The 25264-nt window shown below is 66.0% G+C and carries 25 protein-coding genes and 1 riboswitch; of the genes, 16 read left to right on the forward strand and 9 right to left on the reverse strand.

The window, feature by feature from the left end:
* Window positions 1–408: 408 nt before the first annotated feature.
* The 7 genes from AC06E9_RS05960 (at window position 409) to map (ending at window position 8081) form a co-directional block, all read left to right on the forward strand.
* The gene (locus AC06E9_RS05960) at window positions 409–1842 is read left to right on the forward strand and encodes a DcaP family trimeric outer membrane transporter (RefSeq protein ID WP_478055679.1); all 1434 of its coding nucleotides are present in this window, start codon (window positions 409–411) and stop codon (window positions 1840–1842) included.
* A 51-nt stretch (window positions 1843–1893) separates the two neighbouring features.
* Complete coding sequence (adiC, locus tag AC06E9_RS05965) at window positions 1894–3243, forward strand: arginine/agmatine antiporter (RefSeq protein ID WP_121037144.1); 1350 nt, start codon at window positions 1894–1896, stop codon at window positions 3241–3243.
* A 21-nt stretch (window positions 3244–3264) separates the two neighbouring features.
* Window positions 3265–5553 (forward strand): Orn/Lys/Arg family decarboxylase, encoded by a 2289-nt coding sequence (locus tag AC06E9_RS05970; protein WP_478055680.1) that lies wholly within the window; start codon window positions 3265–3267, stop codon window positions 5551–5553.
* 28 nt (window positions 5554–5581) lie between these two features.
* Entirely contained in the window at window positions 5582–6484 is a 903-nt protein-coding gene (locus AC06E9_RS05975; protein WP_478055681.1) for a cation diffusion facilitator family transporter, read from the forward strand.
* Window positions 6485–6598: 114 nt separating this feature from the next.
* On the forward strand, window positions 6599–7030 hold the full coding sequence (locus AC06E9_RS05980; protein ID WP_461769985.1) for a RidA family protein: 432 nt from the start codon (window positions 6599–6601) through the stop codon (window positions 7028–7030).
* Between the two features lie 74 nt (window positions 7031–7104).
* A complete protein-coding gene (locus tag AC06E9_RS05985) occupies window positions 7105–7317 on the forward strand; it encodes a ParD-like family protein (protein ID WP_088433419.1) in 213 nt (70 codons plus the stop codon).
* A complete protein-coding gene (map, locus tag AC06E9_RS05990; RefSeq protein WP_478055682.1) occupies window positions 7314–8081 on the forward strand; it encodes a type I methionyl aminopeptidase in 768 nt (255 codons plus the stop codon). The genes AC06E9_RS05985 and map overlap by 4 nt, the downstream gene beginning before the upstream one ends.
* Before the next feature lie 29 nt (window positions 8082–8110).
* Here the strand turns inward: map and AC06E9_RS05995 are convergent, their stop codons facing one another.
* The gene (locus AC06E9_RS05995) at window positions 8111–8887 is read right to left on the reverse strand and encodes a LytR/AlgR family response regulator transcription factor (RefSeq protein WP_121037134.1); all 777 of its coding nucleotides are present in this window, start codon (window positions 8885–8887) and stop codon (window positions 8111–8113) included.
* Window positions 8884–10008, reverse strand: a complete 1125-nt coding sequence (locus tag AC06E9_RS06000) for a sensor histidine kinase (RefSeq protein WP_478055683.1) — start codon at window positions 10006–10008, stop codon at window positions 8884–8886. The genes AC06E9_RS05995 and AC06E9_RS06000 overlap by 4 nt, the downstream gene beginning before the upstream one ends.
* 220 nt (window positions 10009–10228) lie before the next feature.
* On the opposite strand from AC06E9_RS06000, the gene AC06E9_RS06005 reads away from it, so the two are divergent.
* A complete protein-coding gene (locus AC06E9_RS06005; protein ID WP_121037130.1) occupies window positions 10229–10621 on the forward strand; it encodes a hypothetical protein in 393 nt (130 codons plus the stop codon).
* Between the two features lie 23 nt (window positions 10622–10644).
* On the opposite strand, the gene AC06E9_RS06010 is transcribed toward AC06E9_RS06005, so the two are convergent.
* Entirely contained in the window at window positions 10645–11097 is a 453-nt protein-coding gene (locus AC06E9_RS06010) for a MarR family winged helix-turn-helix transcriptional regulator (RefSeq protein ID WP_121037128.1), read from the reverse strand.
* A 50-nt stretch (window positions 11098–11147) separates the two neighbouring features.
* On the opposite strand from AC06E9_RS06010, the gene AC06E9_RS06015 reads away from it, so the two are divergent.
* The 5 genes from AC06E9_RS06015 to pnuC all read left to right on the forward strand — a co-directional run bounded on the left by AC06E9_RS06015 (window position 11148) and on the right by pnuC (window position 18798).
* Window positions 11148–12296: an FAD-dependent oxidoreductase gene (locus AC06E9_RS06015; protein ID WP_478055684.1), complete on the forward strand. Its 1149-nt coding sequence runs from the start codon at window positions 11148–11150 to the stop codon at window positions 12294–12296.
* Between the two features lie 103 nt (window positions 12297–12399).
* The gene (locus tag AC06E9_RS06020; protein WP_478055685.1) at window positions 12400–14598 is read left to right on the forward strand and encodes a translocation/assembly module TamB domain-containing protein; all 2199 of its coding nucleotides are present in this window, start codon (window positions 12400–12402) and stop codon (window positions 14596–14598) included.
* 102 nt (window positions 14599–14700) lie between these two features.
* A complete protein-coding gene (locus AC06E9_RS06025; RefSeq protein ID WP_478055686.1) occupies window positions 14701–15837 on the forward strand; it encodes a phosphotransferase enzyme family protein in 1137 nt (378 codons plus the stop codon).
* Between the two features lie 39 nt (window positions 15838–15876).
* Window positions 15877–15972, forward strand: a riboswitch (TPP riboswitch).
* 67 nt (window positions 15973–16039) lie between these two features.
* Complete coding sequence (locus tag AC06E9_RS06030; RefSeq protein ID WP_478055687.1) at window positions 16040–18205, forward strand: TonB-dependent receptor; 2166 nt, start codon at window positions 16040–16042, stop codon at window positions 18203–18205.
* A complete protein-coding gene (gene pnuC / locus AC06E9_RS06035) occupies window positions 18202–18798 on the forward strand; it encodes a nicotinamide riboside transporter PnuC (RefSeq protein ID WP_461769978.1) in 597 nt (198 codons plus the stop codon). The genes AC06E9_RS06030 and pnuC overlap by 4 nt, the downstream gene beginning before the upstream one ends.
* A 48-nt stretch (window positions 18799–18846) precedes the next feature.
* Here pnuC and AC06E9_RS06040 read toward each other — a convergent pair whose 3' ends face one another.
* From AC06E9_RS06040 to AC06E9_RS06065, 6 genes are all read right to left on the reverse strand, one after another.
* Window positions 18847–20901 carry a TonB-dependent receptor domain-containing protein gene (locus AC06E9_RS06040; RefSeq protein ID WP_478055688.1) on the reverse strand — a complete coding sequence of 685 codons (2055 nt, stop codon included), beginning with the start codon at window positions 20899–20901 and terminating at the stop codon, window positions 18847–18849.
* A gap of 190 nt (window positions 20902–21091) precedes the next feature.
* Complete coding sequence (locus AC06E9_RS06045) at window positions 21092–22021, reverse strand: hypothetical protein (protein ID WP_478055689.1); 930 nt, start codon at window positions 22019–22021, stop codon at window positions 21092–21094.
* Window positions 22022–22067: 46 nt separating this feature from the next.
* Window positions 22068–22424 carry a bleomycin resistance protein gene (locus AC06E9_RS06050; RefSeq protein ID WP_121037115.1) on the reverse strand — a complete coding sequence of 119 codons (357 nt, stop codon included), beginning with the start codon at window positions 22422–22424 and terminating at the stop codon, window positions 22068–22070.
* 9 nt (window positions 22425–22433) lie between these two features.
* Window positions 22434–22850 (reverse strand): H-NS family nucleoid-associated regulatory protein, encoded by a 417-nt coding sequence (locus AC06E9_RS06055; RefSeq protein ID WP_259462088.1) that lies wholly within the window; start codon window positions 22848–22850, stop codon window positions 22434–22436.
* Window positions 22851–22948: 98 nt separating this feature from the next.
* Window positions 22949–23197: an FG-GAP repeat domain-containing protein gene (locus AC06E9_RS06060; protein WP_461769974.1), complete on the reverse strand. Its 249-nt coding sequence runs from the start codon at window positions 23195–23197 to the stop codon at window positions 22949–22951.
* Between the two features lie 49 nt (window positions 23198–23246).
* Window positions 23247–23693, reverse strand: coding sequence for an FG-GAP repeat domain-containing protein (locus AC06E9_RS06065; RefSeq protein WP_152151295.1), 447 nt, complete (start codon window positions 23691–23693; stop codon window positions 23247–23249).
* Window positions 23694–23912: 219 nt separating this feature from the next.
* On the opposite strand from AC06E9_RS06065, the gene AC06E9_RS06070 reads away from it, so the two are divergent.
* The 3 genes from AC06E9_RS06070 to AC06E9_RS06080 all read left to right on the forward strand — a co-directional run bounded on the left by AC06E9_RS06070 (window position 23913) and on the right by AC06E9_RS06080 (window position 25264).
* Window positions 23913–24290 carry a glycine zipper 2TM domain-containing protein gene (locus tag AC06E9_RS06070; protein ID WP_461769972.1) on the forward strand — a complete coding sequence of 126 codons (378 nt, stop codon included), beginning with the start codon at window positions 23913–23915 and terminating at the stop codon, window positions 24288–24290.
* 169 nt (window positions 24291–24459) lie between these two features.
* Window positions 24460–25035, forward strand: a complete 576-nt coding sequence (locus tag AC06E9_RS06075) for a hypothetical protein (protein WP_121037105.1) — start codon at window positions 24460–24462, stop codon at window positions 25033–25035.
* Window positions 24950–25264, forward strand: coding sequence for an excalibur calcium-binding domain-containing protein (locus AC06E9_RS06080; protein WP_461770325.1), 315 nt, complete (start codon window positions 24950–24952; stop codon window positions 25262–25264). The genes AC06E9_RS06075 and AC06E9_RS06080 overlap by 86 nt, the downstream gene beginning before the upstream one ends.

Raw genomic sequence — 25264 nt, forward strand, 5'->3', positions numbered from 1 at the left:
GTGGGCGACGTCACACGCTGTCGCATTCGGCTTGATTTGGATCAAGGCTGAAATCGCCTGCGTCGCTACGCTGCCCTGCATGCGCTATCTCCTGGATTTCCCCGCACATAGCGGACGCGTGGCCGCCCAGTCAGAAAACTGCCTGAGAACGTTCACGGGGTTCTCACTTTGCGATTGGTACTCAGAGCGCTGGCTGCCGCGCGTCAACGCGGCGGTCATCAGGGATGAGGGGATCCCGTGCGAGCGTACCCATGCAGGCGATGTGTCCGATGGCGTGACCGCCACCGGACCGCGCGTCGGCAGAGGTCGCCCGCATTGCAGTGCCGGGCTGCGTGCTCACCACCTGCGACGTTCTGGTCGTCAGCCGGTGTGGACCCGCGGGACTGTGTACGGTTCAAGGAGGACGTGATGCGCTTGGCTGTGTTGACGGTCGCATGCGTGGCAGCCTTGGCTGCGGCGCCGGTATATGCGCAGGATTCGGCTGCCGCGTTGCGGCAGGACATCCAGACGCTGCGGCAGGCGCTGGAACAGATGGAAGCGCGCCTGCAGGCCATCGAATCCGGCAAACCTCCGCCCGCGTCACCGACGGTCACGGCGGCGCCTGCGCCGAGCACGGGCTCACGTCCCGCACCCTCGCCAGCGCCCTTGACCGCCCAGGCACAGGTGCCCGGCATGGGCCAGGCCATCCTCCCGCAACGCGACTCCGTTGCGGATCCGTCCACCGCCGCATCCCGCCCGGACAGCGCCGCTGGCCCGACCGATCCCGAGCTGAAAGGCTTCTTCGCGATCCCCAACACCGACACCCTGATCCGCATCGGCGGCTACGCCAAGCTCGATGCGATCGCTGATTCACGCGCGGCCGGCGACCAGGAGCAGTTCATTACCTCCTCGATCCCCGTCGGCAGTGCGCACCGGGATGTCTCCAACTTCACCCTGCACGCCAAGCAGACCCGCTTCAGCTTTGAAGCGCGGCGGCCGACCACCCATGGCAACCTGCGCTTCTATCTGGAGAACGACTTCTTCGGCGCCAGCGACAGCTATCAGTTCCGCCTGCGCCATGCTTACGGGCAGCTCGGCAATACCTACGCCGGCTATGGCTATTCGACCTTCATGGATGCCGACAGCCTGCCCGATACGCTGGATTTCGCCGGGCCGGGCGGGGCGGGCTACCTGCTGGTGGCCGGCATCCACCACAGCTTCGCGATGGGCAAGGGCAACACGCTGACCGTGGCTGCCGAAGATCCCGATACCCAGTTGAGCACCCCCGCCGAGGGGATCATGCCGGTCGATCAACTGCCGGATGTCACCGTTACCGCCCGCATGGAGCGCGACTGGGGCCATCTGCAGCTGGGCGCGGTCGCCCGCAGCCTGGGCTACGACGGCGATGCAGGGGATGGCCGCCGTTTCGCCGGTGGCCTGCAACTCAGTGGCTCGGCCGCGGTGGGCGAGCAGGACCTGTTGCTGTTCGGGATGCTCGGTGGCAAGGGCCTGGCCCGCTATACAGCCGACCTGACCGGCTCGGGCATGGATGCGGTGGTGACCGCCGATGGCCGCCTGCAGGCGCTGTCGCTGTACGGCGGCTTCGTCGGGTACACGCACTACTGGTCGCCGCTATGGCGTTCCAACCTGATCTACGGCCAGCTCACCAGCGGGCGCAACGCGGCACTGGCTGCCGATGCGTTCCGCCAGAGCCGCTATGGCGTCTTCAACCTGCTCTGGAGCCCGGCACCGTCCTGGACGATGGGCATGGAACTGCTCTACGGACAACTGGAACAGCAAAGCGGGCAACGCGGCGACACGATGCGGCTGCAGGGCAGCCTGCAATACAACTTCATCAAGTAACTCCCACCGCCCGGCACGACCGGGTCCCTGCCTGGCAAAGGAGCAAACGTCATGGCACAAGCAAAGAAAATCGGGGTCGTCGGTGCCACCTTCCTGGTGGCCGGAAACATGATGGGGTCGGGGGTGTTCCTGCTGCCCTCCAGCCTGGCCAAGATCGGCACCGCCTCCATCTGGGGCTGGCTGATCACCACGGCCGGCGCGCTGCTGCTGGCGTTCGTGTTCGCCAAGCTCGGCAGGCTCGCGCCCAAGGCCGGTGGCCCGTATGCCTATGCACGCGATTGGTTCGGCCCTTACATGGGCTTCCAGACCAACACCATCTACTGGTTCGCCAACTGGATCGGCAACGTTGCCATCCCGATCGCGGCAGTGGGTTACTTCAGCTACTTCTTCCCGATCCTCTCCGAGCCGCTGCCGCGCTGCATCGCGGTGCTGGCACTGGTGTGGGCGCTGAGCTTCGCCAACGTCATCGGCCCGTCGTTCGTCAGCAAGCTGCAGACGGTGACCACCAGCTTCGCCCTGGTACCGATCCTGGGCATCGCGATCTTCGGCTGGTTCTTCTTCGATCCGACCATTTTCAAGGGCGCCTACAACGTCTCCGGTGAATCCAACTTCGGCGCGATCTCCAGCGCAGCGGCGTTGACGCTGTGGGCCTTCATCGGCGTGGAATCGGCTTCGGTCACCGCCGGGGTGGTGGAGAACCCGGAGAAGAACGTGGCCCGCGCGACGCTGGCCGGCGTGTTCCTGGCGGCGATCGCCTACATCGCCAGCTCCTCGGTGATCATGGGCATGGTGCCCAACGGCGACCTGCAGGTCTCCGATGCGCCGTTTGCACTGGCTGCTGCCAATGCGGTGGGTGGCTGGGGCGGTGCGCTGGTGAGCCTGTGTGCCTTCGTGGGTGCGGCCGGCTCGCTCGGCGGTTGGATCCTGCTCACCGCGCAGAGTGCCAAGGCGGCCTCCGATGACGGCCTGTTCCCGAGCATCTTCAGCAAGACCAACAAGGATGATGTGCCGGTCAAAGGCGTGCTGATCGTGGCCGTGCTGATGACCCTGGCGGTACTGGTCACCTCCACCTCCAAGACCGCCTCGGCCCAGTTCGACGTGATCACCTCGGCCGCGGTGGTGCTGACCCTGCTGCCCTACATCTACTCGTGCGTGGCCTGCTATTTCGTGGTGGAGCGCTCGCACACGCTGGTGCATACCGGCGCGTTCTGGCTGCTGACCAGTGTCACCGTCGTGTACTGCCTGTGGGCGATCTTCGGCTCGGCCGGCAACATCGTGCAGTACGCCTTCCTGTTCGTGTTGTTCATCACGGTGTTCTATCCGTTCTTCAGCGAGGAGCGTCGCCGCCAGCGCGGCCAGCTGCCCGCGCTCGACGCCGCCGTCCGCACGACGCTTTCGTGATCTTCCCCCAGGAGAATCCCTGTGTACTTCAAGTCCCTTGATTACCCGATCATCGTCATCGACGACGACTACGAATCCCCGCGCATCGGCGGCATCCTGATCCGTGCGCTGGTGGACGAGCTGCGCAAGAACGACCAGCGCGTGCTGTGCGGCTTGACCCTGGCCGACGCGCAGGCCGGTGCGCGCACCTATGTGGCGGCCTCGGCAGTGCTGATCTCCATCGATGGCACCGAGGAGAATCCGGAGCAGTTCCAGCGCCTGCTGGGCTTCCTGCGCGAACAGACGGCCCGCCGCGCCAACCTGCCTGTCTTCCTGTACGGCGAACGGCGCACGATCGAGAAGGTACCGAGCAAGCTGCTGAAGTTCGTGCACGGCTACATCTTCCTGTTCGAAGACACCAAGAGCTTCATCTCGCGCCAGGTGATGCGTGCGGCCGAAGACTACATGGCCAATCTGCTGCCGCCGTTCTTCAAGGCCCTGATCCACCACACCGCCGAATCCAACTACTCCTGGCACACGCCGGGGCATGCCGGCGGCGTGGCGTTCACCAAGTCGCCGGTCGGGCGTGCGTTCCACCAGTTCTACGGCGAGAACACGCTGCGCAGCGATCTCTCGATCTCGGTGCCGGAACTGGGCTCGCTGCTCGACCACACCGGCCCGATCAAGGAGGCCGAGAACGAGGCGGCGCGCAACTTTGGCGCCGACCATACCTTCTTCGTCACCAACGGCACCTCCACTGCCAACAAGATCGTCTGGCACGGGACCGTGGGGCGCGGCGATGTGGTGTTCGTCGACCGCAACTGCCACAAGTCGCTGCTGCACTCGCTGATCATGACCGGGGGCATTCCGGTGTACTTCACCCCGAGCCGCAACGCACACGGCATCATCGGCCCGATCAGCCTGGATCAGTTCACCCCCGCGGCGCTGCAACAGGCCATCGCCGCCAACCCGCTGGCCAGCAAGGCGTACAAGGCCGGGTCCAAGCCGCGCATCGCGGTGGTGACCAACTCGACGTATGACGGGCTCTGCTACAACGCAGAGAAGATCGCCGAGGAGATCGGCAGCGCGGTGGACTTCCTGCATTTCGACGAAGCCTGGTACGCCTACGCCGCGTTCCATCCGTTCTACGAGAACCATTACGGCATGGCCAAGGGCAAGCCGCGCGAGCAGGATGCGATCATCTTCACCACGCACTCCACGCACAAGCTGCTGGCCGCGTTCTCGCAGGCCTCGATGATCCACGTGCGCAATGCGGCGTCCCGCGAGTTGGATGCCGAGCGCTTCAACGAAGCCTTCATGATGCACACCACGACCAGCCCGCATTACGGGGTGATCGCGGCCTGCGATGTGGCCTCCAAGATGATGGAGGGCGCGGCAGGCGAATCGCTGGTGCAGGAGATGCATGACGAAGCGATCGCCTTCCGCCGCGCGATGCTGCACGTGCGCGAGGACCTGGGCCGCGACGACTGGTGGTTCAGCGTCTGGCAGCCGGACAAGCTGGAGCGCTCGCTGGCCAAGGGCGATGCCCCGGCCCCGATGGTGGCCAAGCGCAGCGAGTGGTACCTGCAGCCGGATGCGCATTGGCACGGCTTCGATGGCCTGGTCGACGACTACGTGCTGATCGATCCGATCAAGGTGACCCTGCTCACGCCCGGGCTGTCGATGGACGGCGAAATGGGCAAGCGGGGTATCCCGGCCGCGGTACTGAGCAAGTTCCTGTGGACGCGTGGCATCACGGTGGAGAAGACCAATCTCTATTCAGTGCTGTTCCTGTTCTCGATGGGCATCACCAAGGGCAAGTGGAGCACCCTGGTCACCGAGCTGATGGCCTTCAAGGAGCTTTACGACGGCAACGCGGCGCTGACCCGTGCGCTGCCGCAGCTCGCCGCCGAGTTCCCGATCGCCTACGCCGGCTGGGGTCTGCGCGATCTGTGCGATGCGCTGCACGCCTTCAACGACGAGTTCGGCGTGGCCCAGGTGATGCGCGCGATGTACGTGGACCTGCCCGAGCCGGTGATGACCCCGGCCGAGGCCTACGACCATCTGGTCCGCGGCCAGATCGAACGGGTCGACATCGAGCAGATCAGCGGCCGCATCGCCGGCACCATGCTGGTGCCATACCCGCCGGGCATCCCGACCATCATGCCGGGCGAGCGCTTCGGCAGCAGCGATGAGCCGATCATCCAATCGCTGCGGATCGCCCGCGAGCAGAATGCGCGCTTCCCGGGCTTCGAGTCGGATGTGCACGGGCTTATCATCGATACCGACGGCGATGCGCCGAGCTACAAGGTGGAGGTGCTGAAGGTCTGACGCCCGCGCGGAGGACCCTCGGCCAGCGATGGATACAGCACGCGAGCAGCGGGTCCTCACATTCTCCATCGGGGTGACGATGGCGGTCAGCGCCATCGGCTTCATCGGCGGCCTGTTGGTGGGGTCGCAGGCGATTCTGTTCGACGGTGTCTACAGCCTGGTGGACGTGGCGCTGACCCTGGTGGCGTTGTCGGTGCTGCGGCTGGTGGCGCGGGAAGAAAGCCCGCGCTTCCAGTATGGCTACTGGCACCTGGAGCCGATGGTGGAGGCGCTTGGCGGGGCGATCCTGTCGCTGGCCTGCATCTATGCGTTGGCCAACTCGGTGATCGGGCTGACCACCGGGGGGCATGAGGTCAAGGCGGGGCCTGCGCTGCTGTGGGCCGCCGTACTGTGCGTGAGCAATCTGGCCATGGCGGCGTTCGTGCGTACCCGTGCGATGCAGTTGCATTCGGCCCTGCTGTGGCTGGACGTGCGCGCCTGGCTGCTCAGCGGGCTGATGAGCCTGGCCGTGGTGCTGGCGTTTGCGATCGCGCTGCTGCTGCGCGGTCGTGAGCATGCCCACTGGATTCCCTACCTGGATCCACTGGTGCTGGCCGCGATCAGTGTCGCGGTGCTGCCGGTACCGCTGCGCAGCGCCTGGAAGGCCATGCGCGAAGTGCTGCAGGTGGCGCCGGATACGCTGGATGCGCGCGTCCAGGCGGTGATGAAGGACTTCGTCGCCGAGCACGGCTATCTGGATTTCACCAGCCACGTGGCCAAGATGGGCCGCATGCGGTTCGTCGAAATTCACATCCTCACTCACCCGGAAACGGTGATCGGCAACATCGGCAATGTGGATCGGCTGCGTGATGAGATCGCCGAGCGCCTGGATGCGCGCGGCAGTGAGTTCTGGTTGACCATCGATTTCACGGCCGATCCGGCCTGGACCTGAGGCGCGCAAGCGGAACGTCAACGACAGTACCGCAGCGTTCCAAGGCGCTGCGTTGACCTCAACCTCGGTTGAGGCCGGAGACTGCGCACCCACTCCCCGACGACGTCTCCCCCCATGTTGACCGATGCCCCTGTTGCGCCCGCCGGCCTGTTCGGCTTCATCAATCCGTCCGGTTTGTACGACCCGACCGCGAACGGCTATTCCCACGTTGCGGTGATACGGCTTCCGGCCCGCGTGATCCACATCGCCGGGCAGGGCGGGGAGACCGCAGATGGCGCGTTGTCGCCGCGCTTCGAGGCGCAGGTCGCCCAGGCGCTGGACAACCTCAGCCTCGCACTGGCGTCGGCCGGTGCCACCCTGGCCGACGTGGCGAAGCTGATCGTGCTGGTGGTGGATCACGATCAGGACCGGCTCGGCATTCTGTCGGATCAGATCGGCCGCCGCTGGCCGCTGGGCCGTGCGCCGACCTGCACGCTGATTCCGGTGCCGCGGCTGGCATTGGAAGGCATGCTGTTCGAGATTGAGGCGACGGCGTACACCGGCTGAGCGATCCGGGGCGGGCCTTCTCATGCGATATACGAAACATATATGATGTGTATATCACTTCAGAGGGCTCGCCTATGGGTATCGTCAACATCGATGACGAACTGCACGACAACCTGCGCCGCGCCAGCGGCGTCTCGGGCCGCTCGATCAATGCCCAGGCGGGGTTCTGGATCAAGATCGGCATGCTGTGCGAGATGAATCCCGGTATGAGCTACCAGGAGATCGTCAGCCGTGAACTGCGTGCCGCCGGGGTCGAACCGGGCGCGTTGCGGGTGGCCGAAGCATGATCAAGACCGCTGAAGAACAGGCGCTGATGCGCGCATCGGGACGCCTGCTGGCGCAGGTGTTCGACGCGCTGGACGAGCTGCCGCTGGAGGGCATGAGCACGCTGCAGGTGAACGATTGGGTCGAGCGTTTCATCGTCGATCAGCTGCACGCCCGCCCGGCGAGCAAGGGCCAGTACGGCTTTGCCTACGTACTCAATAGTTCGATCGACAACGTGGTCTGTCACGGCGTGCCCTCAGCGGATGTGATCCTGCGCAGCGGCAGCATCGTCAACCTGGACATCACCCTGGAGAAGGACGGTTACATCGCCGATTCCAGCAAGACCTATCTGATCGGCGAGGTGGACTACGCGGCCAAGCGGCTGGTGCGTGTGACCCGCGAAGCCATGTGGAAGGGGATCGGCGTGGTGCGCCCGGGCGCGACGCTGGGCGACATCGGTTTTGCGATCCAGCAGCATGCAAAAGCGCATGGCTACAGCGTGGTCCGCGAATTCTGCGGTCATGGCATCGGTCAGGAGATGCACGAAGAGCCGCAGGTGCTGCACTACGGTCGCCGTGGCGATGGGCTGGAACTGGAGGAAGGCATGACCTTCACCATCGAGCCGATGATCAACCAGGGCCGCGCCGCCATCGACATGAGCGACGACGGTTGGACCGTGACCACCCGTGATGGAAAGCTGTCGGCGCAGGCCGAGCACACGGTGCTGGTGACCGCCGATGGCGTTGAGGTCCTGACTCTGCGCACGGGCGAGCGGATGCCCGACTGAGCCGGGCCGCCGGGCCATGCTCGGCGGCCTCATTCGCTACGGGTGGACACCAGCTTGAGAAACGCCTCGTTCTGATAGCGGCTCATGCGCAGCTGCTGACCGGTGTCCATGGTCACCACGTGGTGGCCGTTGAACCAGGGGTGGATCGCCTTGACCCGGCGCACATTGACAATCGCCGAGCGATGCACGCGCGCGAAGTGCCGCGGGTCCAGCCGGGCGGCGAGGGTGGCCATGGTCTCGCGCAGCTCATGCATGTGCCCGACCAGGTGGATCTCCACCGTGTTGCGCGCCGCCTTGATCCAGACGATGTCATCGACCGCCACCAGCACCACATGCTCATCCACGCGCACCGGGATGCGCTGCAGGTAGTCGTCACGCTGCCGCAGCGCATCCAACGCCTGCAGGATCTGCGTCGAGGCCTGTGCGCCCAACGCGGCGGATGTGGACAACCGCGCTTTGGCACGCTGCAATGTGGCGGCAAAGCGCTCACGGCTGAACGGTTTGACCAGATAGTCCACGGCATTGGCTTCGAAGGCCTTCACGGCGTACTGCTCGTAGGCGGTGACGAACACGGTGGCCGGCATCCGCTCGGCACCGATGGTGGCGACCACGTCCAGGCCGGTGATCGCCGGCATCTGGATGTCCAGGAACACCAGGTCCGGCGACTGGTTGCGGATGGCGTTGACCGCCGATACGCCATCGCCGCATTCGCCGACGATCTCGATATCCGCGTCATCGCGCAGCAACCGGATGACCGCATGCCGCGCGATCGGCTCATCATCGACCACGAGAACGGTGAGGCTCATGCCGGCGCAGTGCCCGGGAAGAATTCCGGTGCATCGTCGGCGCTCTCCAGTTCCCGGAACGGAACGCGGATGCGGCACACGACACCTTCCGGCCACATCAGGTCCAGCCTTACCTCGGCGGCATCGCCGTACAGTTCCTTCAGGCGCAGGCGAGTGTTGGACATGCCGATGCCGTGCCCCGCCGATGCGGTCGGTTCGGCCGAGAGGGTGCTGTTGCGGTTGCGCACTTCGATGCACAGCGTGTCGCCATCGCGGCGAGCCTCGATCTCGATGGTGTCGCTGCCCACGCGCTGGCCGATGCCATGGCGTAGCGCGTTCTCCACCAGCGGCTGCAGGATCAGGCTGGGCACCGCGCAGGCCAGCGTGTCCGGGGCGATATACGTGCGGGTGGTGAGCCGATCCTTGAAGCGGGTGCGTTGGATGCCCAGGTACAGCTCGATCAGGTCCAGTTCCTGGCGCAGGCGGATCTCCTGGCCGTCGTAGTCTTCCAGGAAGGCGCGCAGCAGTTCGCTCAGGCGCAGCAACATGTCTTCGGCCGAGACCTTGTCCTCGTCGAGCAGGGTAATGATCGCGTGCAGCGTGTTGAACAGAAAGTGCGGCTGCAGCTGGGATTTGAGCGAGAGCAACCGTGACTGCGCCAGCTCGGTGGCCAGCTGGCTGGCTTCCAGTTCGCGCCGGGCTTTTTCGGCATGGAAATGGATGGCCTGCTGGATCGCGAACAGCGTCCAGTAGGTCAGCAGCCCGATGGCGAAGTGCTGCTCCAGGAAGTAGCCCAACTGCTGAAAGAAACCGCTGGGCTCGAACAGGGTGGAGACCATCGCACCCACGACCATCGCAATGAACGTCATGCACAGGCTGGCCACCACCTGTGCTCCCAGCCCGTGCAGGCGCCCGCTGCCGCGTACTGGAAAGCGCTCGGCGAGGCGGAAGACCGTGGGTGCCAGGGCAGCCCACGTGTACCACTGGATCAGCGACCAGCGCAGGAGATCCCAGAGGGGTTGTTGACTGTTCGGCAGGCCGGCGTTGATCGAGGTCTGCAGGGCGAACACCACGGCCACCGCCGTCCACAGGGCGAGGTAGCGGGACAGGCGAATCCGGGTGCTGCCGAGGCGAATGTGCATGGTGGGTTCCGGGCCAGGCGCTTCTGGCGGACGTCATCTTAGGCAGGCGGACGTGCGTGCGGGAAGCGCCATGAGGCCTCATTACGATTGGTCCGCGCGTGGCGACGATTGGTCCCGGACCGGTTGCCGGGCCGCCGTCGCGACGGCGAGATGGGACGACCGGAACGCGCCCTGCGATGCAGCCGCTGCCGGTATCCCTTCCTTGCTGGAGACCGCTGCCATGACCCTGACCCGCGCCGTTGCCCTTGCCGGACTGCTCTCCACCATGACGGTACCGCTTGCCGGCGCTGCCAACGCCCGTTATCTGACCCTGGTCAACCGCGCGCATGACAGCGTGAGTGCGGTGGAGGTCGCGCCTGCCGGCAGTGACGCGTTCGCGCCCCGTGCGTTGGTGCGCAGGCTGTCCGGGGGCGGCGATGCGGTGACGGTGGACCTGGCTGGCGAGGGCTGCCGCTTCGATCTGCGCTTCACCTTCGTCAACGGCAGGACCCAGGTCTACCAGGACGTGGATGCCTGCCGTGGCAGCAGGCTTGCGATCCAGCCTTGGCCGCAGGACCGTGCGGGTCAGGCGCGTCCCGACCTCCGGGTGGCCGATCAGCAACGGCCGCGCTGATGGATGCGATCAGCCTGGCCTGATCAGCCGCTCGCCTCGAGGTTGGCGTTGAGGCGCACCATCAGCGACTGCAACTGCGCCATGTCGGCGGCGCTGAAACCGGCGGTCGCTGTTGCGCTGGCCGCTTCCATGACCGCCTGTGCGGCAGGCAGCCGTTCGCGTGCCTGCGGGGTCAGCGCGATCAACCGGCTGCGGCGGTCGTCCGGGTCCGGGCGACGCTGGATCAGCCCGTCGCGCTCCATGCGATTGAGCAGCTGCGCCATGCTCGGCTGCTCGACACCGGCGATCCGGGCAAGTTCGCTCTGCGGCAGGGCGTTGCCATGCTTCAGTGACACCAGGACGGGGAGCTGGCTCATCGCGAAACCCAGTTCGCGCAACGGTGCATCCACGATCCTCTGGAAGCCGCGGTAGGCCACGCCCAGCAGCTTGAGGGGCTTGTCGGTGGACAGCGGGGGAGGTGAGGATTGACTTTCCATAGGTGGCTATCTATAAATATAGGCCCCTATGTTAGTCCCGGATGGATGCCATGCCCAGCCCCCCTCGTATTGCCATCGTCGGCGGCGGCCCCGCAGGCCTGACCCTGGCGCGGATTCTCCACACCCACGGTCTGCCGAGTACCGTCTATGAGGCCGAGCGCGATCCCGATGAACGCCCGCAAGGGGGCAGCCTGGACCTGCACGCCGAGTCCGGCCTGCTGGCGCTTGAGCGTGCCGGACTCAGCGCGGCATTCGAGGCGATCGCACGGCACGACGACCAGGGCGAGCGCCTCCTCGACAAGACCGGTCAGGTGCTGTTCGAGGACAACGAAGGCGCCGATCGCAGCCGCCCCGAGGTCGATCGCACGGCATTGCGTGCTCTGTTGATCGATTCGCTTCCTGCCGACACCCTTCGGTGGGGCAGGCGACTGGTGGACGTACGCAGCAGTGCGGACGACCGCTGGGAGCTGGTGTTCGACACCGGTGTGGAAGGACCGTTCGATCTGGTGATCGGCGCCGACGGCGCCTGGTCCAGGGTGCGCCCGTTACTCTCGCCCTATCGGCCGCAGTACAGCGGGCTGACCTTCATCGAGTTCGGCATCGACGACATCGACCGGGCCCATCCCGGCTTGGCTGCATTGGTCGGTCGCGGCAAGGTCGGCATCGAAGGCGACGGCCGCATGATCATCGCCCAGCGCAACGGCCATTCGCACGTGCGCGGCTACGCGGTGTTCCGCGTCCCCGTCGACTGGGCGGCGACGCGGTTCGATTTCACCTCGCCCGAGGCGATGCGCACGTCACTGCTGGAAGAATTCGAGGGATTCGCCGAAACGATCCGCGACCTGTTCCGGGCCAGCAACACCAGATTCGTGGCGCGCCCGATCCACGCGCTGCCGGTCGGACACCGCTGGAATCCACGTGCGGGGCTGACCCTGATCGGCGATGCGGCGCACCTGATGTCCCCCTTCGGCGGTGAGGGTGTCAACGCGGCGATGCTGGATGCCGCGGAGCTGGCCGCGCAACTCGGTCAGGGGCCGGACTGGCAGCGCGCCGTGGCAGCCTACGAGGCGCACATGTTCGAGCGCGTCATCGAGGCTGCGCAGGGCTCGGCCGAGGGCGCTGCGACCCAGCTTTCGCATCTGGGCCTGGCCCCGACGGTAGCGTTCTTCCAGGCGCAGCAGGCAGCACGACGTTCCTGAGCCGTGGTCGGGTCATGAAAGGTCTTGCGGCAGGGCCTTCACGCGATGACGGCTGCATCTTGCCGATAGTGGGCCGTCATCCTGCTTCCTGTTGCGGACCCACATGCCCCTGATTCCCGAGCGCGTGCAGCGCTGGCCCCGGCCGTGGCGCGTGGCGTTGCTGTCGCTGCTGGCGCTGTATGCGCTGTACCTGCTGGCGGGCAATGTGTTCCTCAATACGCCGCTGTTCGATGCGGTGACCAACCGCAAACCTGAAAAATTCACGATGCAGACCGGGCCCGCGCTGACCCTGATGCCCGGGCAGGCCGTGGTCTGGAATATCCGGATGCGTGGCCAGGCCAATCGAACGCAGTATGTGTTCCGCGCCGACCGGGCGAGTGCCTGGATCGATCTGCCGGCGCTGTTGCGCAAGGAAGTGCGCATTCCGCGCATTGATGCCACGGGGGTTGAAGCCGAGGTCGAGCGTGTCGAAAAGGCCATCCCACCGCCGCCGCGGGGTGACCGCGGCTGGACGCTGCGGTTCGATGCGATCCACAGCGAGACGATCCGCAGTGGGCGCTTCGGCAAGTTGCTGATCGTCGGCCAGGGGCGCGGCAATGTCGGTTTCCTCAAGCAGCTCAAGGGCGGGCCGTCGGAGCTGTTTGATTCCACGGCCGGCTTCGATGATGCCCAGGTCAGTTTCGACGGGGTCAACGTGCTGGACGATGCCCATATCGCCGCGCGCTTCCACTTCCCGCGGCACTATCGTGACGACGCGCCGGGGTTGCAGAAACTCGGCATCACCTGGGCGCAGCTGCAGATCGACGCGCGCAGCCAGGGCCTTCGCATCGATACGGGTGGCCCGCATGTCAAGGTGGGCAGCGCGGTTTCCAACGCGCGCCTGACCGCGGATGTAACGCTGGAGGAAGGCGCGCTGCGCCCCGGCAGCCGACTGGTCTGGCGGCTGCCGCTGCATGCCGGCGTCCACGCCGATGACCGCGGTCTGCTGGCACTGCAGCTGGACGTGGCGCAGGACATGCGGGTCCAGGCGCGGCTCCCGCGTGACCCGGAAACGGGCAGCGAACTCAATGCCGATCTGCGCGTGACCGGCCGGAAGATTCCGTTCCAGGCCCCGGCCGAACTGCTTCCACGGCTGTCTGGCAACGTGCAGGGCGCCTGGCAGTTCCAGTCGCTCAATTGGATCAGCGATCTGTTCGTGAAGAAACCCTGGTTCCATCTCGACGGCGGTGGACTGCTCAAGGCAGACGTCGTCGTTGCCGACGGTGAACTGGCGCCGGGCAGCACGGTGGATATCCCGCAGGTGGCCGCCGTGGCCGAGGTTGCAGGGGTGCGGATGCGCGGCGACGCCCACGCACAGGGGCGGATCGTGGAAGGCGAACCGCCGCAGGCGGAGCTGAAGGTGCAGATCCCGCGCTTCCAGGCTGCGCCAAGCAACGCGCCGAAGGCGGTGTTGTTCGATGGCCGCCAACTGGCGCTGACCCTGCGCGGGGATGCGCGGTTGAAGCAGTTGAGCGACGGCATGCGCGCCCAGCTGCGCTTCACCGATGCGCGGGTGCCCGACCTCACCGCCTACAACCGTTATCTGGGCAACGACAACGTGCGCCTGCTCGGCGGTACCGGTCTGCTCAGCGGTGATGTGTCGCTGGATGCCTCCGGCCGGGTAGGCAAGGGCAGTGCCGATCTTCGTGGCACCGGGGCCCGGCTCAGCGTGGCGGGCATGGCGATGCGCGGCGATGCGCAGCTGCAGGCGCGTCTGCAGCGTGCGGATTTCGACAGCCGCCAGTTTGATCTCGGTGGCACCACGGTGGACCTGCGCAACATCCACGTCGGCGATGAAAAGAGTGACGGGCGTTGGTGGGGCAAGGTGGCGATCCGCAGTGGCCACATCGATGCGGCCGCGCCGTTCCAGGTGGATGGCCTGGCCGACCTGCGCCTGCGCGATGCCGGGCCGTTGCTCGGCGTGTTCGCCCAGCGCAGCGAATACCCGCGCTGGGTGCTCGGGATGCTGGATTCCGGGGAGGTGCAGGCCAGTGGGCAACTGCGCTGGCGAAGTGGCGAGCTGATCGTGGAGGATCTGCAGGCCGAGAACGAGCGACTGTCCCTGCAGGCGCGGCTGGATCTGAGTCATGGCAAGCGGCGTGGCGATCTCTACCTGCGCTGGGGCGTGCTGGGGGCCGGCATCGAGCTGCAGGGCGAGCAGCGCAAGTGGCACCTTGCCGGGGCCCGCGACTGGTATGCAGAGCAGCCGCGGCTGCTGCCGGCCACGCCCGCCGCAACGAAGCAGGGTAGCGGCAGGCGCTGACGGGACGCATCTGTTCCCCCTGGCCGGGCGTGGCTTGGTATCCTCGCCGCGCCCACTGTCTGGTGACAGCGTGCCATTTCGCCGTCATCGACCCGTCATCCCATGAGCAACAGCACCCACCGCGTCCAAGGCCTCAACAACGATGAGGTGGCCGCCGACTGGCCCGCCATCACCGACCGCGAGATCAGCTGGCTCAGCGAACGCTTCGCGCCGCTGGCGGGCGCGTGCCGGCTGCTGTGGCACAGCCCGCGACCGATGTCCGCCGCGGCCATTGTCGAGAGCGACGCGGGCCGGGTGTTCGTCAAGCGCCACCATGGCAGCGTCCGCAGTGCGGCTGGCCTGGGCGAAGAGCATCGTTTCATCCAGCACCTGGCCGATCACGGCGTGCCCGTCGTCGAGGTGCTGCGTGACCGCGATGGCGCCACTGCGGTGGAGCACGAGGGGTGGACCTACGAACTGCATGGCGTGGGCCATGGCCAGGATCTGTATCGCGATGCGCCCTCCTGGACGCTGTTGACCGATACCGCGCAGGCGCACGAAGCGGGGCGGATGCTGGCCAGACTGCATCTTGCATCGGCCAGCTACCACGCACCCCAGCGCAACACCCATCTGCTGGTCGCCCGCGATGACCTGATCCGTGCCGCCGATCCCATCGCCGCCCTCCAGGCCGGGCTAGACGATCGCCCCGGGTTGGCGGCCTATCTTGCGCGGCAGGACTGGCAGGCCGATCTGCAGCGGGCGGTGCTGCCATGGCATGACGGCCTGGCCGAGCGGCTGCAGGCCGAACCGCGCCTGTGGGCGCACAACGACTGGCACGTGTCCAATCTGCTATGGCGCCAGGACGGCAGGTCCACCGTGGTCGATACCGTGCTCGATCTCGGGTTGGCCTCACCGACCAGTGCCCTGTTCGATCTGGCCACCGCCATCGAACGCAACGCCATTGCCTGGCTGGCGCTGGAAAGCGGCGAGGCGGCGGTGCGCGTGGATATCGCACTGGCGCTGCTGGCCGGCTACCGCGGGATCGTGCCGCTGTCTGCCGAGCGCGTACACCTGCTGGCCGATCTGCTGCCGATCGTGCAGCTGGATTTCGCACTCTCGGAAGTGGAGTACTTCGAGGCCGTGACCCACTCCCCGGCCAATGCCGACGTGGCCTACCACACCTTCCTGCTCGGGCATGCTGACTGGTTCAGCACCGCGGCGGGGCAGGGCCTGCTGAAGGCGCTGCACGCCGCCGCCTGAGGGCAGGCTCGCAAATCCGTACGGTTTGTAGTGAAATAGTCACAGAAGCGGGGGTGCCTGGCGAAACCAGGCTGAGAGAGTCCCTTGGAACCTGATCCGGTTTGCACCGGCGTAGGGAGCTTTGAGCAGCAGGCATACCGCCGTGATGGGGCGGTGCGCGTGCGCGCCTTCGCTTCGTCTCCCCCAGCTGATGACGAATCGAATGAACCGTTGCTTCCGCCCCACGCTGTTGTCCGCCGCCCTCTGCGCCGCGCTGCCTCTTCATGCCAACGATCTCGCCGATGCGCCCGAGCGCTCGCCGACCGAGCTTGCCGCCGTGCGCGTGCAGGCGCATCAGCCGGCAGCCACCGCCACGCAGACCAGCAGTTTCGGCGCGGGTGACTGGAAGAGCACCCCGGCGTCGGTGAACGTGCTGGATCGCGACCTGCTGGACAGCCGCCAGATCCGTACGCTGTCCGAGCTGGCCAGCAACGATGCCTCGCTGGGCGACAGCTATGCACCGGTCGGTTACTACCAGAACATCGCGATCCGCGGTTTCCCGCTGGATACCGGTACCGGCTACCGTTTCAACGGGCTGTCCATCACCGGCGAGCAACGCCTGGCGCTGGAGAACATCCAGTCGGTGGAGATCCTCAAAGGCGAGGCCGGCCTCGCCGCGGGCGTCATGGCGCCCGGCGGCATCATCAATTACGTGGGCAAGCGCCCGGCCGAGGTCCGCAACGTCACCCTCGGCACCAATTCGGAAGGCTCGCGCTACACCGCGGTGGATCTCGGCCATTGGCTGTCGCCGCGTTTCGGCGTGCGCTTCAATGCCGCGTGGGAAGACACCGACTCCTACATCGACCATGCCGACGGCCGCCGCAACTTCTACTCGCTGGCCACCGACTGGCTGATCGGCGAACGCGGCAAGCTGGAAGTGGATGCCAACTACCAGACCAGCGCGCAGCGCTCGGCCTCGGGCTATCAGCTGCTGGGGGCCACCGAGCTGCCGCGCGGCGTGGACCGCAAACACCTGCTGGGCTATCAGGCCTGGCAGCGGCCGGTCGGCATCGACAGCACCAACCTGACCGCGCTGCATACCTACGATTTCAGCCCGGGCTGGCAGTCGCGGGTATCGGCCAGCTACAGCCGCTCGGTGATCGACGACAACGTCGCCTTCGCCTACGGCTGCTACTACGCCGCCGGATGTGCCGATGGCAGCGTGCCGGGCAACTACTTCGCGCCCAACGGCGACTACGACATCTACGATTACCGCAGCCCGGACGATACCCGCCGCAACCTGGAATTCCGTGGCGAACTGCGCGGCAGTTTCGCCACCGGCGATATCCGGCACGCGCTGAGCGTGGGTGCGGACCGTTTCGAGCGCACCGTGGACAAGCGCCGCAACGTCAACGAATACGTGGGCACCGCCAACATCCACGATGCACAGGTGCCGCAGTTCGAACCGTCGCCGCTGATGCCGGGCCCGTCCGCGCGGCGTCTGGACAGCGCGCAGACGGCGGTGTTCGCTTTGGACCGGATGAGCTTCGGCGAGTGGCAGTGGCTGGCCGGTGGGCGTTTCGTGCGCCTGGATGAGCGTGCCTACGACAAGCGTGGCAACCCCGAGCGGCACAGCCGCCTGTCGCGCTTCCTGCCGCAGACCGCGCTGGTCTGGAAGGCGACCGACGAGGTCAACGCCTATGTGAGCTACGTGCGGGGCATTTCGCTTGGCCAGGAAGCGCCGTTCTGGACGTCCAACGAAGGCACGTTCCTGCCTGCGGTGCTGTCGCGCCAGACCGAAGTGGGCGTCAAGTATGTGTCCAGCGATGCGCTGACGTTGGGTGCCGCTTTGTTCCGCACTTCGCAGCCGTTCCAGTACGCCAAGCCGGACGGCAGTGATGCCGGCTACACCTTCGTCCAGGAGGGGCAGCAGACCCATACCGGGCTGGAACTCACCGCGCAGGGCCAGCTCACCGAGCGCCTGTCGCTGACCGCCAGCGCCAGTGTGCTGCGCGCCCGCGCACGCGATGCCGGCACGCCGGATTACGAGGGCCACCAGCTGATCAACGTGCCCAAGACGCGCGCGACCGTGCACGCGGAGTACCAGCTGCCGTTCGTGACCGGCCTGGGGCTGACCGGCGGATGGCGTTACGCGGCCTCCAACGTGGCCACTGCCGATGGTCGCGTGAGCGCACCGGCCTACAGCGTGTTCGACGCCGGCCTGCGCTTCAAGCATCAGCTGGCTGAGCATCCGGTGACCTGGAATCTCTCGGTGGACAACCTGTTCAACCGCTTCTACTGGCGCGATACCGGCAGCAGCTCTGGCGACTACTACCTGTTCCCGGGCGCACCGCGTCAGGCCAGGCTGTCGGTCACGTTCGCGCTATGAACCCGGCGATCCTGGAATGGTCGGCGGCCGGTGTCAGCATGCTCGGCGTGTGGCTGATGACGCGCCGGGTGCCCCTTGCCTGGCCGGTCGGGCTGATCTCGGTGGCGCTGTACGCGCTGGTCTTCGCCGAGGCCCGGCTGTACTCGGACACGCTGCTGCAGGTCGTCTTCGGTGGCTTCCTGGTCTACGGCTGGGTGCGCTGGCGTGGGCAGGTGGAGGACGATGGCCGGGTCGCGATCATGCCGCTGGCGCGGGCGGCCATGTGGCGTGACCTCGGCATCGGCGTCGCCTTCGGCATCGCGCTCGGCGCGGCGATGCACTTCCTCACCAATGCAGCGTTGCCGTGGCTGGATGCAATGCTGGCTGCGCTGAGTCTGATCGCCCAGTGGTGGCAGGCGCGGCGTCACACGGCCGCATGGTGGCTGTGGATCCTGGTCGACGTTGTCTACGTCGGCATGTACATGGTCAAGTCACTGCACGTGACCGCGGTGCTGTATCTGGTGTTCGTCGGCCTGGCCGTGATGGGGTTGCGGGCATGGACGGTGGCGCGCAACGACGCGCTGCTTCACAACGCAGAAGGGCGGCGCGGTTAAGTCCGCGCCGCCCTTCGTTGCTTCAGGTCTGCACTCGACCCGGCGCGGTCAGAACCGCGCCGTGGCACCCACGAAGAACGTGCGTGCGCCGCCGTCGTAGTTGTTGCCTTCCTCGATGGTGGAGACATCGCCGAGGTTGAGCACGCCCGCGCGCACCGTCAGGTGCTCGTTGACGTCGTAGCCGGTGACCAGATCCCAGGTGGTGTACGCCTTGGCGAACGTGGCGCTGGTGGAAGACACCAGCTGTTCGCCGATGTGCTGCGCGCTCAGGTTGAGCGACCAGTCATCGGTGACCTGCCAGTCCAGCGAGGTATTGGCGGTCAGCTTGGGCACCACCAGCAGGCTGGCGCCGGTGGTGCGGTTCTTCGATTCCAGCATGCGCGTGGCGTTGGTGATCCAGTTCAGTCGCTCATGCAGGGGCACGGTGACGCTGGCTTCGACGCCGCGGGTGCGGGCCTTCTGGATGTTCTGCGCGACCGTCCACCAGAAACCGTTGACGAAGCTGGTCGTCTGGCCGGGGATGTCACGCAGCGGGACCTGCTGGATCTTGTCATCGAAGTCGGTCAGGAAGTAGGTGGCCGAGGCCGACCAGCCGTTCTTGTCGTAGCCGACGCCCAGCTCGTAGTTGGTGCTGGTTTCCGGCTCCAGGTTCGGATTGCCGGCCATGTAGCAGCCGGTGGTGCCATCGGCGCTGATCGAGCGGTTGGTCCAGCCTTCCACGGTCAACGCGGTGCAGCCGTTGCCACCGGACTGGGTCGCAGCGCCCGCGGTGCCCTGCTTCAGGGTGGGCGCGCGGAAGCCCTGCGAGACACCGCCGCGCACAGTCCAGTCATCGGACGGGTGCCAGACGCCGTAGACGCGCGGGCTCAGGTTGTCGTCGTAATTGTCGGTGTTGTCCCAGCGCAGGCCCACGGTGAGGATGAAGCGCTCGTGCAGCGTGATGTGATCTTCGGCGAACAGCGCCCAGGAGTCGGCCTCACTGACCGGGCTGATCCGCCCGGTACCGGTCCAGGTGACCGGCACGGTGCCGATGGTGTCGCCGTTCTTCAACTCTTCGCGCTTCCACTGCCCGCCCACGTTCAAGCTCTGCTCGAAGCCCCAATGGAAGCTGCGGGTGAACGCGGTATCGAACACCGTCTCCTTGGAGTGGTTGCCGACCACGCTGCCCTTGTCTTCGTAATCGTTCTGGACAAGGGTGGTCTTGGAGGTGGCGGCATCGCCATAACGGCCGTCATGCTTGATCGCGTAACCGGTCTGCACCAGCTTGGACAGGCCCCATGCACCGACGTCACCGGCACCGCTGTTGCGCTGCTCGCCACGCGAGGCTTCAAAGCCGACGGTGTGGTCATCATTGACGCGCCAGTTCAGCAGGGCGTTGGCGTTCTCGGCCTTGTTGCCGGGCGTCTGGCGGCGGCCGGTATCCGATTCGCGGTTGGTGACATTGGCACCGACGCGCAGGCCCAGGTTCTCGGTCAGCGGACCACTGAACAGCGCGCCCATCTGGGTGGTATCGCCGCGGGTCGGGGAATCGGGCTTGCTGTAGTTGAAGGTGACCGAGCCGCCCCATTCGTCGGCGATCTTGCGGGTGATGATGTTGATCACCCCGCCCATCGCATCCGAGCCGTACAACGAGGACATCGGCCCGCGGACCACCTCGATGCGCTCGATCATGTCCGGCGAGAGCCAGTTCAGATCCTGCGGGCCCAGGTCATCGCGGTAGTTCACGCCGGAGGAATTGCCCTGACGGCGGCCGTCGATGAGGATCAGGGTGTACTGCTCGGGCAGGCCGCGCAGGCGGATCTTGGACTGCGCGCCGGACAGCGCGTAGCCGCCGGTCACGCCGGGCACGGTGCTCAGCAGTTGGCCGATGCTGCTGACCGGCTTGCGTTCGATCTCCTCGCGGGTGATCACGCTGATGCTGGCCGGGGCGTCCTTGATCCACTGCTGGGCGCCGGTGGCGGTGACCACCACGGTATCCATCTGGCGGGGTGAGGCGGCTGCATCCGCAGCGGCATCGGCATGCGCCTGGGCGGTCAGTACCAGACCGATGGCGACGGCCAGCGTGGCGCCGGAACGACGGGAAGAAGGGGAGGGGTGCGACATCGCGAAAGTACTCCGTGGCTATGGGAGCCCGCTGGCGATGGCTGGGGACGTCCGTGTGGGGTTTCAAGTAATCTTAACAATCGTATCACGAAGCATTCGCATTTGAAATGTAGTGATACACGTCGATATCGACGGCTGTCGTTATCGCTGTGCGGGGTCGATCACGAGAAACCCATGAGGGCCGTGCGGTTTACTCCACAACACGCAACTGCCCGGTAAAGCTCGGCCGCAGTGCCAGTTTGTGGGTGATGCTGGTGATGGTCCGGCGCGGGTCGGTCGGGTGCGGCCGTGAGGCGGTGCTGCTTCTTCCCTGGCGCCACAGCCCGAACATCACGATCTCCGCGCCCACCGGGAAGGACTTCAGCCACGCCGTATCGGTGTGCCCGACGCTGACTTCGTAGAAATCCCGGCGGTCGGTCACGCCGGTGTGCTGATACTTCGGGGCACAGTTGAGGAAGGTGACGCCATGGGGGTCACCCGGCTGTGGCGTGCGATGTGACCGCACCGTCCCGAGCAGCGCCAGCGGCAGCTCGCTGGATGCCGAGCCAAGCCGTTCCCATGCTGCGTCGTAGCGTTCCTGCCCGTAGAGGAAATTCGCCCAATCGACCCGCTTCTTGCCCAGGCGCAGGGTCAGCTGCGCGGTCAGCAGCGTGTCGTCCTCGCACATCGCGTGCAGGATCAGCAGGTCGGTGAGGGTGCGCAGGTAACCGTCGAACGGTGCGTCTGCCGGGAGAGGGGTCGGCCCGGCGCTGCCCCGCTTCAGGGCCTGCTGGAGGATCAACAGACGCAGCTCATGCCGGCCATCGCCCAGCGCAGGCAGGAACTCGGGATCGGTTCCGCTGGCGAGCAGGGCCTGCAGATGTGAGCGGGCGTTGTAGCGGCACCCTGGCAGGTGCTCAGCCCCCTTGTTCAACGCGATGTACGCAGGAACCGCGGCGGGAAGGGCACCGTCGGCACCGCTCCTGTCGTGCGCGGGGACGAATCGCACCGGCACGTTGCAGCCATCGCAGAGCAACGTGGGCAGGGTCTGCTGCGCGTCATGGCGTTTCTGCAGGTCGGCCAACCGGTGCAGGGTGCCGTGCGTTCCCACGGCCTTGCGCATCTTGATTCCGCGACTCATCTGCAACCACTGCTTCGTTCAATGGCGACCATCATAGTCGCTTCGATCAATCGCCCTGCGTCGCGAACCGCAGCCGGTTGTGGTCCGGATCGATCAGCATCATTTCGCGCCCGCCCCAGGGCACATCCGCCGGCGGCCGGAAGACCGGCGCGCCGGCCGCGACGAACGCGGCATGCAGCGCATCCACGTCAGGCACATGAAAATAGACAGCGCCGCCGGGCTCACAATCGCCGGCGTGTTCGCTGAGAAACACCTGCTGGCCCTCACGGCTGATCTGCACGAACAGCGGCATGTCCAGGGCAAAGCGGTGTTCCCAGTCGATCGAAAACCCGAGCTGCTGATAGAACGGCACGCTGATCGTGGCATCGGTCATGCGCAACTGCGGAATGACGGTCTGCTGCATGCTGCCGCCTCAGCCCGGATAGGACGGGAAGCGTTGATCGGGGTGGGTCTTCTTCCATTCGGTGTGGGCCACGGTGCCCTCCCACGCAAGGAACGCACCGGGGATGCGCCCGCGGCCGGACCAGGTGGCACCGCTGTGCGGCAGCCAGAAGCGGGGCGGCAGTGCTTCGCGGGGAATCTTGGCCGGCTTGGCGCGCGTGGCGGTGCTGGACGATCCGGCGCTGTCCACGGCTGCCTGGATCCTGCGCTGTTGTTCCGGGCTGAAATCGGCGTAGGAGGTGGTGAGCAGTACGAGTGCGCGCTCGAACGCCTCCTTCGTGGCGGCCCGTAGCAGCGCGCTTTCATCCATTCCCGATCGCGCGACCGCAGCTGCCAGGCTGGCCTTCATCGATGATGCGGAGGGGGCGGTGGAGGGCTTACGGGGCATGGGATTCCTGGGAAGGAGGGACGGACGGAGGGCACGATAGCAAATGCCAGCGTGAAGCCATCGGTTTGCGCAGGTTTACTCGTCGATCTTGTTGCCGGTCAGCAGCAGGCGGGCCTGCGACTGCCACCCCCAATGAACAGATCAGGCTTGCCATCCCCATCCAGATCACCGCGCGCCATGCTCCAGCTGCGTCCCACCGTGGTGCGGGGGATCACCGAGGCAGTGACGTCGGTGAAGGTGCCCTTGCCATCGTTCTGCCAGGCGCGAACCTGCAGCGGCACGAAGCCAGGTACCGCAATCGCGCTGACCACCAGGTCCGGATGGCCATCCTCATTGACATCCACCACCGTCCCGCCCCAGCTGGAGAAACGATGCGCGGGCAGGCGGGCGGCGGTGTCATCCCTGAAACGGGCCTCGCCTTGATTGATCAGCAGGCGCGTCTGAGGATTCTTGTCCCAGGAACAGGTTGTGCTGCTCGGTCTCTTCAGGGATGAACAGCACATCGACATGGCCGTCACCATCGACGTCGGCCACACGTACATGCTCGTTGTCGCCGGTGATCGTGCCGAACGCATCGGGCGCCTGTGTGAGCTTGCCGGTGCCCTCATTGAGGTAGAGCCGGTTGGCCCCATTCTCCACCGCCACCGCGACATCCAGATCGCCATCGCCATCGGCATCCAGCAACGCCGCATCCAGTGCATGGAGGGCCGCGTCGGTCGGAACATGGGTGGCGGTGACGTCGGTGAAAACGGTGCGCGACGGTTGCGACGGGGCAGCGCACGCCGTGACGGAGAGGCCTGAAAGAGAGGCGGCGAGGGCGAGGGCGGGGATCGGTGAGTGCATGCGGCTCGGGCTCTGAAGCGGTCGTTGAGTGCGTCCGTGGCGAGGCACACGCGTGCCACTGTAGAGGCGCAGGCGTCGGCTTGGCGCGAGGGCATGGCCCCGCCAAGCTGTACTTTCGCCAAACTGAACAGGGGGCGGTTCATCCGCGGGTGCGCAATGTTCCGGCAATCTTCGGCCACCAGATTCGATTCCACACCGATACGTTTGGAGGATCCAACGATGCTCACCTCAACCGCTTTCAGCTTCCGTGGCCTGGCCATGGCATTGGCTCTGACCGCTGGCGTCATCGCCGCAGGCGATGCCTCCGCGCTGTCGCGCAAGGACAAGAACACACTGGTCGGTGCCGTCGTGGGTGGCGTCGCGGGGCACGTGCTGTCCAACGGCGACCCGATGATGACCGCAGGCGGTGCAGTGGCCGGCGGCGCGATCGGCAATGTCACCACCAAGGATCGCCGGGACAACCGCGACTATCGCTACGACCGTGATCGCCGTTATGACCGCGACCACCGTTACGAGCGCACCAGCCGCCACGATCGTCGTCACGACCAGCGTCGCTGGGACCATGGCCGCCGCAACCACAACCGCGGCTGGCGCTGATCGGGTAAGAACGGATTGCCCACAGCCGCGGTAGCCGACCTGCCTGCGTGGATGGGGTCAGCCGGGCGCCATGGGCTTGCGCCGCAACAGTAAGTCGGGGATGGCGTCGCTTGTGACCAAGTAGTATAACCAGCGCTGGTTCACTACTTGGTCATGGCAGGGATGCGTCATGGGAGATTGGGACTTTCTACACGAGATGCATGGCCGCGGTTGCAGCGCCCGGGACATCGAGGACGCTGCCGCTTGTGGTTATGACCCCTCGGAATCGCTGTGCCTGGACAGCAACTGGGTCGATAGTGAGCTGGATGACGCTGATGAAGCCGATGCGTACGCGGGGAAATCTCCAAGTCCTTTCAGAAGTCGTGAGGGCTTTCCTCACAGCTTCATCGAGCAGGGCGAAGTCTTCAGCGACCTTGTCGACTGTGCCGAACGCCACTTTCAAAATACGGGCCGGTACCTGCAGATATGGGGAGAGCTCGGCGAGATCTATGCTGAGATCCGATTTGGTCTGCGCCGACACTGCACCCACCATGCCGGCTCAGACGGCACTATCGACGGCGCGCTTGTCGAGGTTAAGACTATCTCTCCAGAGAAGGCCAGCAGCCGCGTGATCGTGAAGAGAGAAGGCGGCTTCGAGAAGCTGATGATCGTGCGGATTGATGGGGATTTCAATTTTAAAGCGAAGCTCTTTAATAGAGCTGAGCTCAGAGATTCTGGTGGAAAGTACTTGCAGGGGCAGTTCTAGCGGAACGCGCAAGACGGGCAATTATCACTGCCATGGTGGAGACTCTGCTGCGCCGAGCAACGCTCTTGTGCCTCGTAGCGGGTTGACCTCAACCGCCTCTGGCAGAGCCGGGGCCTTTGCAAACTGCGCGGAGGCTAGAGCAGCCGGGGCTGCGCCGGTGCGCCGCGGCGACCCTGGATATGGGCCTCACCTCGACCGTGACAATGACGGGGTGGGATGTGCGCCTTAA

It is taken from the genome of Stenotrophomonas sp. Steno-Z10-BAI (assembly GCF_056393115.1).

Excerpts from the sequence above, each read along its gene's own strand:
- AC06E9_RS05960 (WP_478055679.1), top strand. The coding sequence starts at position 409 with ATGCGCTTGGCTGTGTTGACGGTCGCATGCGTGGCAGCCTTGGCTGCG.
- adiC (WP_121037144.1), top strand. The coding sequence starts at position 1,894 with ATGGCACAAGCAAAGAAAATCGGGGTCGTCGGTGCCACCTTCCTGGTG.
- AC06E9_RS05975 (WP_478055681.1), top strand. The coding sequence starts at position 5,582 with ATGGATACAGCACGCGAGCAGCGGGTCCTCACATTCTCCATCGGGGTG.
- AC06E9_RS05980 (WP_461769985.1), top strand. The coding sequence starts at position 6,599 with ATGTTGACCGATGCCCCTGTTGCGCCCGCCGGCCTGTTCGGCTTCATC.
- AC06E9_RS05985 (WP_088433419.1), top strand. The coding sequence starts at position 7,105 with ATGGGTATCGTCAACATCGATGACGAACTGCACGACAACCTGCGCCGC.
- map (WP_478055682.1), top strand. The coding sequence starts at position 7,314 with ATGATCAAGACCGCTGAAGAACAGGCGCTGATGCGCGCATCGGGACGC.
- AC06E9_RS05995 (WP_121037134.1), bottom strand. The coding sequence starts at position 8,887 with ATGAGCCTCACCGTTCTCGTGGTCGATGATGAGCCGATCGCGCGGCAT.
- AC06E9_RS06000 (WP_478055683.1), bottom strand. The coding sequence starts at position 10,008 with ATGCACATTCGCCTCGGCAGCACCCGGATTCGCCTGTCCCGCTACCTC.
- AC06E9_RS06005 (WP_121037130.1), top strand. The coding sequence starts at position 10,229 with ATGACCCTGACCCGCGCCGTTGCCCTTGCCGGACTGCTCTCCACCATG.
- AC06E9_RS06010 (WP_121037128.1), bottom strand. The coding sequence starts at position 11,097 with ATGGAAAGTCAATCCTCACCTCCCCCGCTGTCCACCGACAAGCCCCTC.
- AC06E9_RS06015 (WP_478055684.1), top strand. The coding sequence starts at position 11,148 with ATGCCCAGCCCCCCTCGTATTGCCATCGTCGGCGGCGGCCCCGCAGGC.
- AC06E9_RS06020 (WP_478055685.1), top strand. The coding sequence starts at position 12,400 with ATGCCCCTGATTCCCGAGCGCGTGCAGCGCTGGCCCCGGCCGTGGCGC.
- AC06E9_RS06025 (WP_478055686.1), top strand. The coding sequence starts at position 14,701 with ATGAGCAACAGCACCCACCGCGTCCAAGGCCTCAACAACGATGAGGTG.
- AC06E9_RS06030 (WP_478055687.1), top strand. The coding sequence starts at position 16,040 with ATGAACCGTTGCTTCCGCCCCACGCTGTTGTCCGCCGCCCTCTGCGCC.
- pnuC (WP_461769978.1), top strand. The coding sequence starts at position 18,202 with ATGAACCCGGCGATCCTGGAATGGTCGGCGGCCGGTGTCAGCATGCTC.
- AC06E9_RS06040 (WP_478055688.1), bottom strand. The coding sequence starts at position 20,901 with ATGTCGCACCCCTCCCCTTCTTCCCGTCGTTCCGGCGCCACGCTGGCC.
- AC06E9_RS06045 (WP_478055689.1), bottom strand. The coding sequence starts at position 22,021 with ATGAGTCGCGGAATCAAGATGCGCAAGGCCGTGGGAACGCACGGCACC.
- AC06E9_RS06050 (WP_121037115.1), bottom strand. The coding sequence starts at position 22,424 with ATGCAGCAGACCGTCATTCCGCAGTTGCGCATGACCGATGCCACGATC.
- AC06E9_RS06055 (WP_259462088.1), bottom strand. The coding sequence starts at position 22,850 with ATGCCCCGTAAGCCCTCCACCGCCCCCTCCGCATCATCGATGAAGGCC.
- AC06E9_RS06065 (WP_152151295.1), bottom strand. The coding sequence starts at position 23,693 with ATGCACTCACCGATCCCCGCCCTCGCCCTCGCCGCCTCTCTTTCAGGC.
- AC06E9_RS06070 (WP_461769972.1), top strand. The coding sequence starts at position 23,913 with ATGCTCACCTCAACCGCTTTCAGCTTCCGTGGCCTGGCCATGGCATTG.
- AC06E9_RS06075 (WP_121037105.1), top strand. The coding sequence starts at position 24,460 with ATGGGAGATTGGGACTTTCTACACGAGATGCATGGCCGCGGTTGCAGC.
- AC06E9_RS06080 (WP_461770325.1), top strand. The coding sequence starts at position 24,950 with ATGGGGATTTCAATTTTAAAGCGAAGCTCTTTAATAGAGCTGAGCTCA.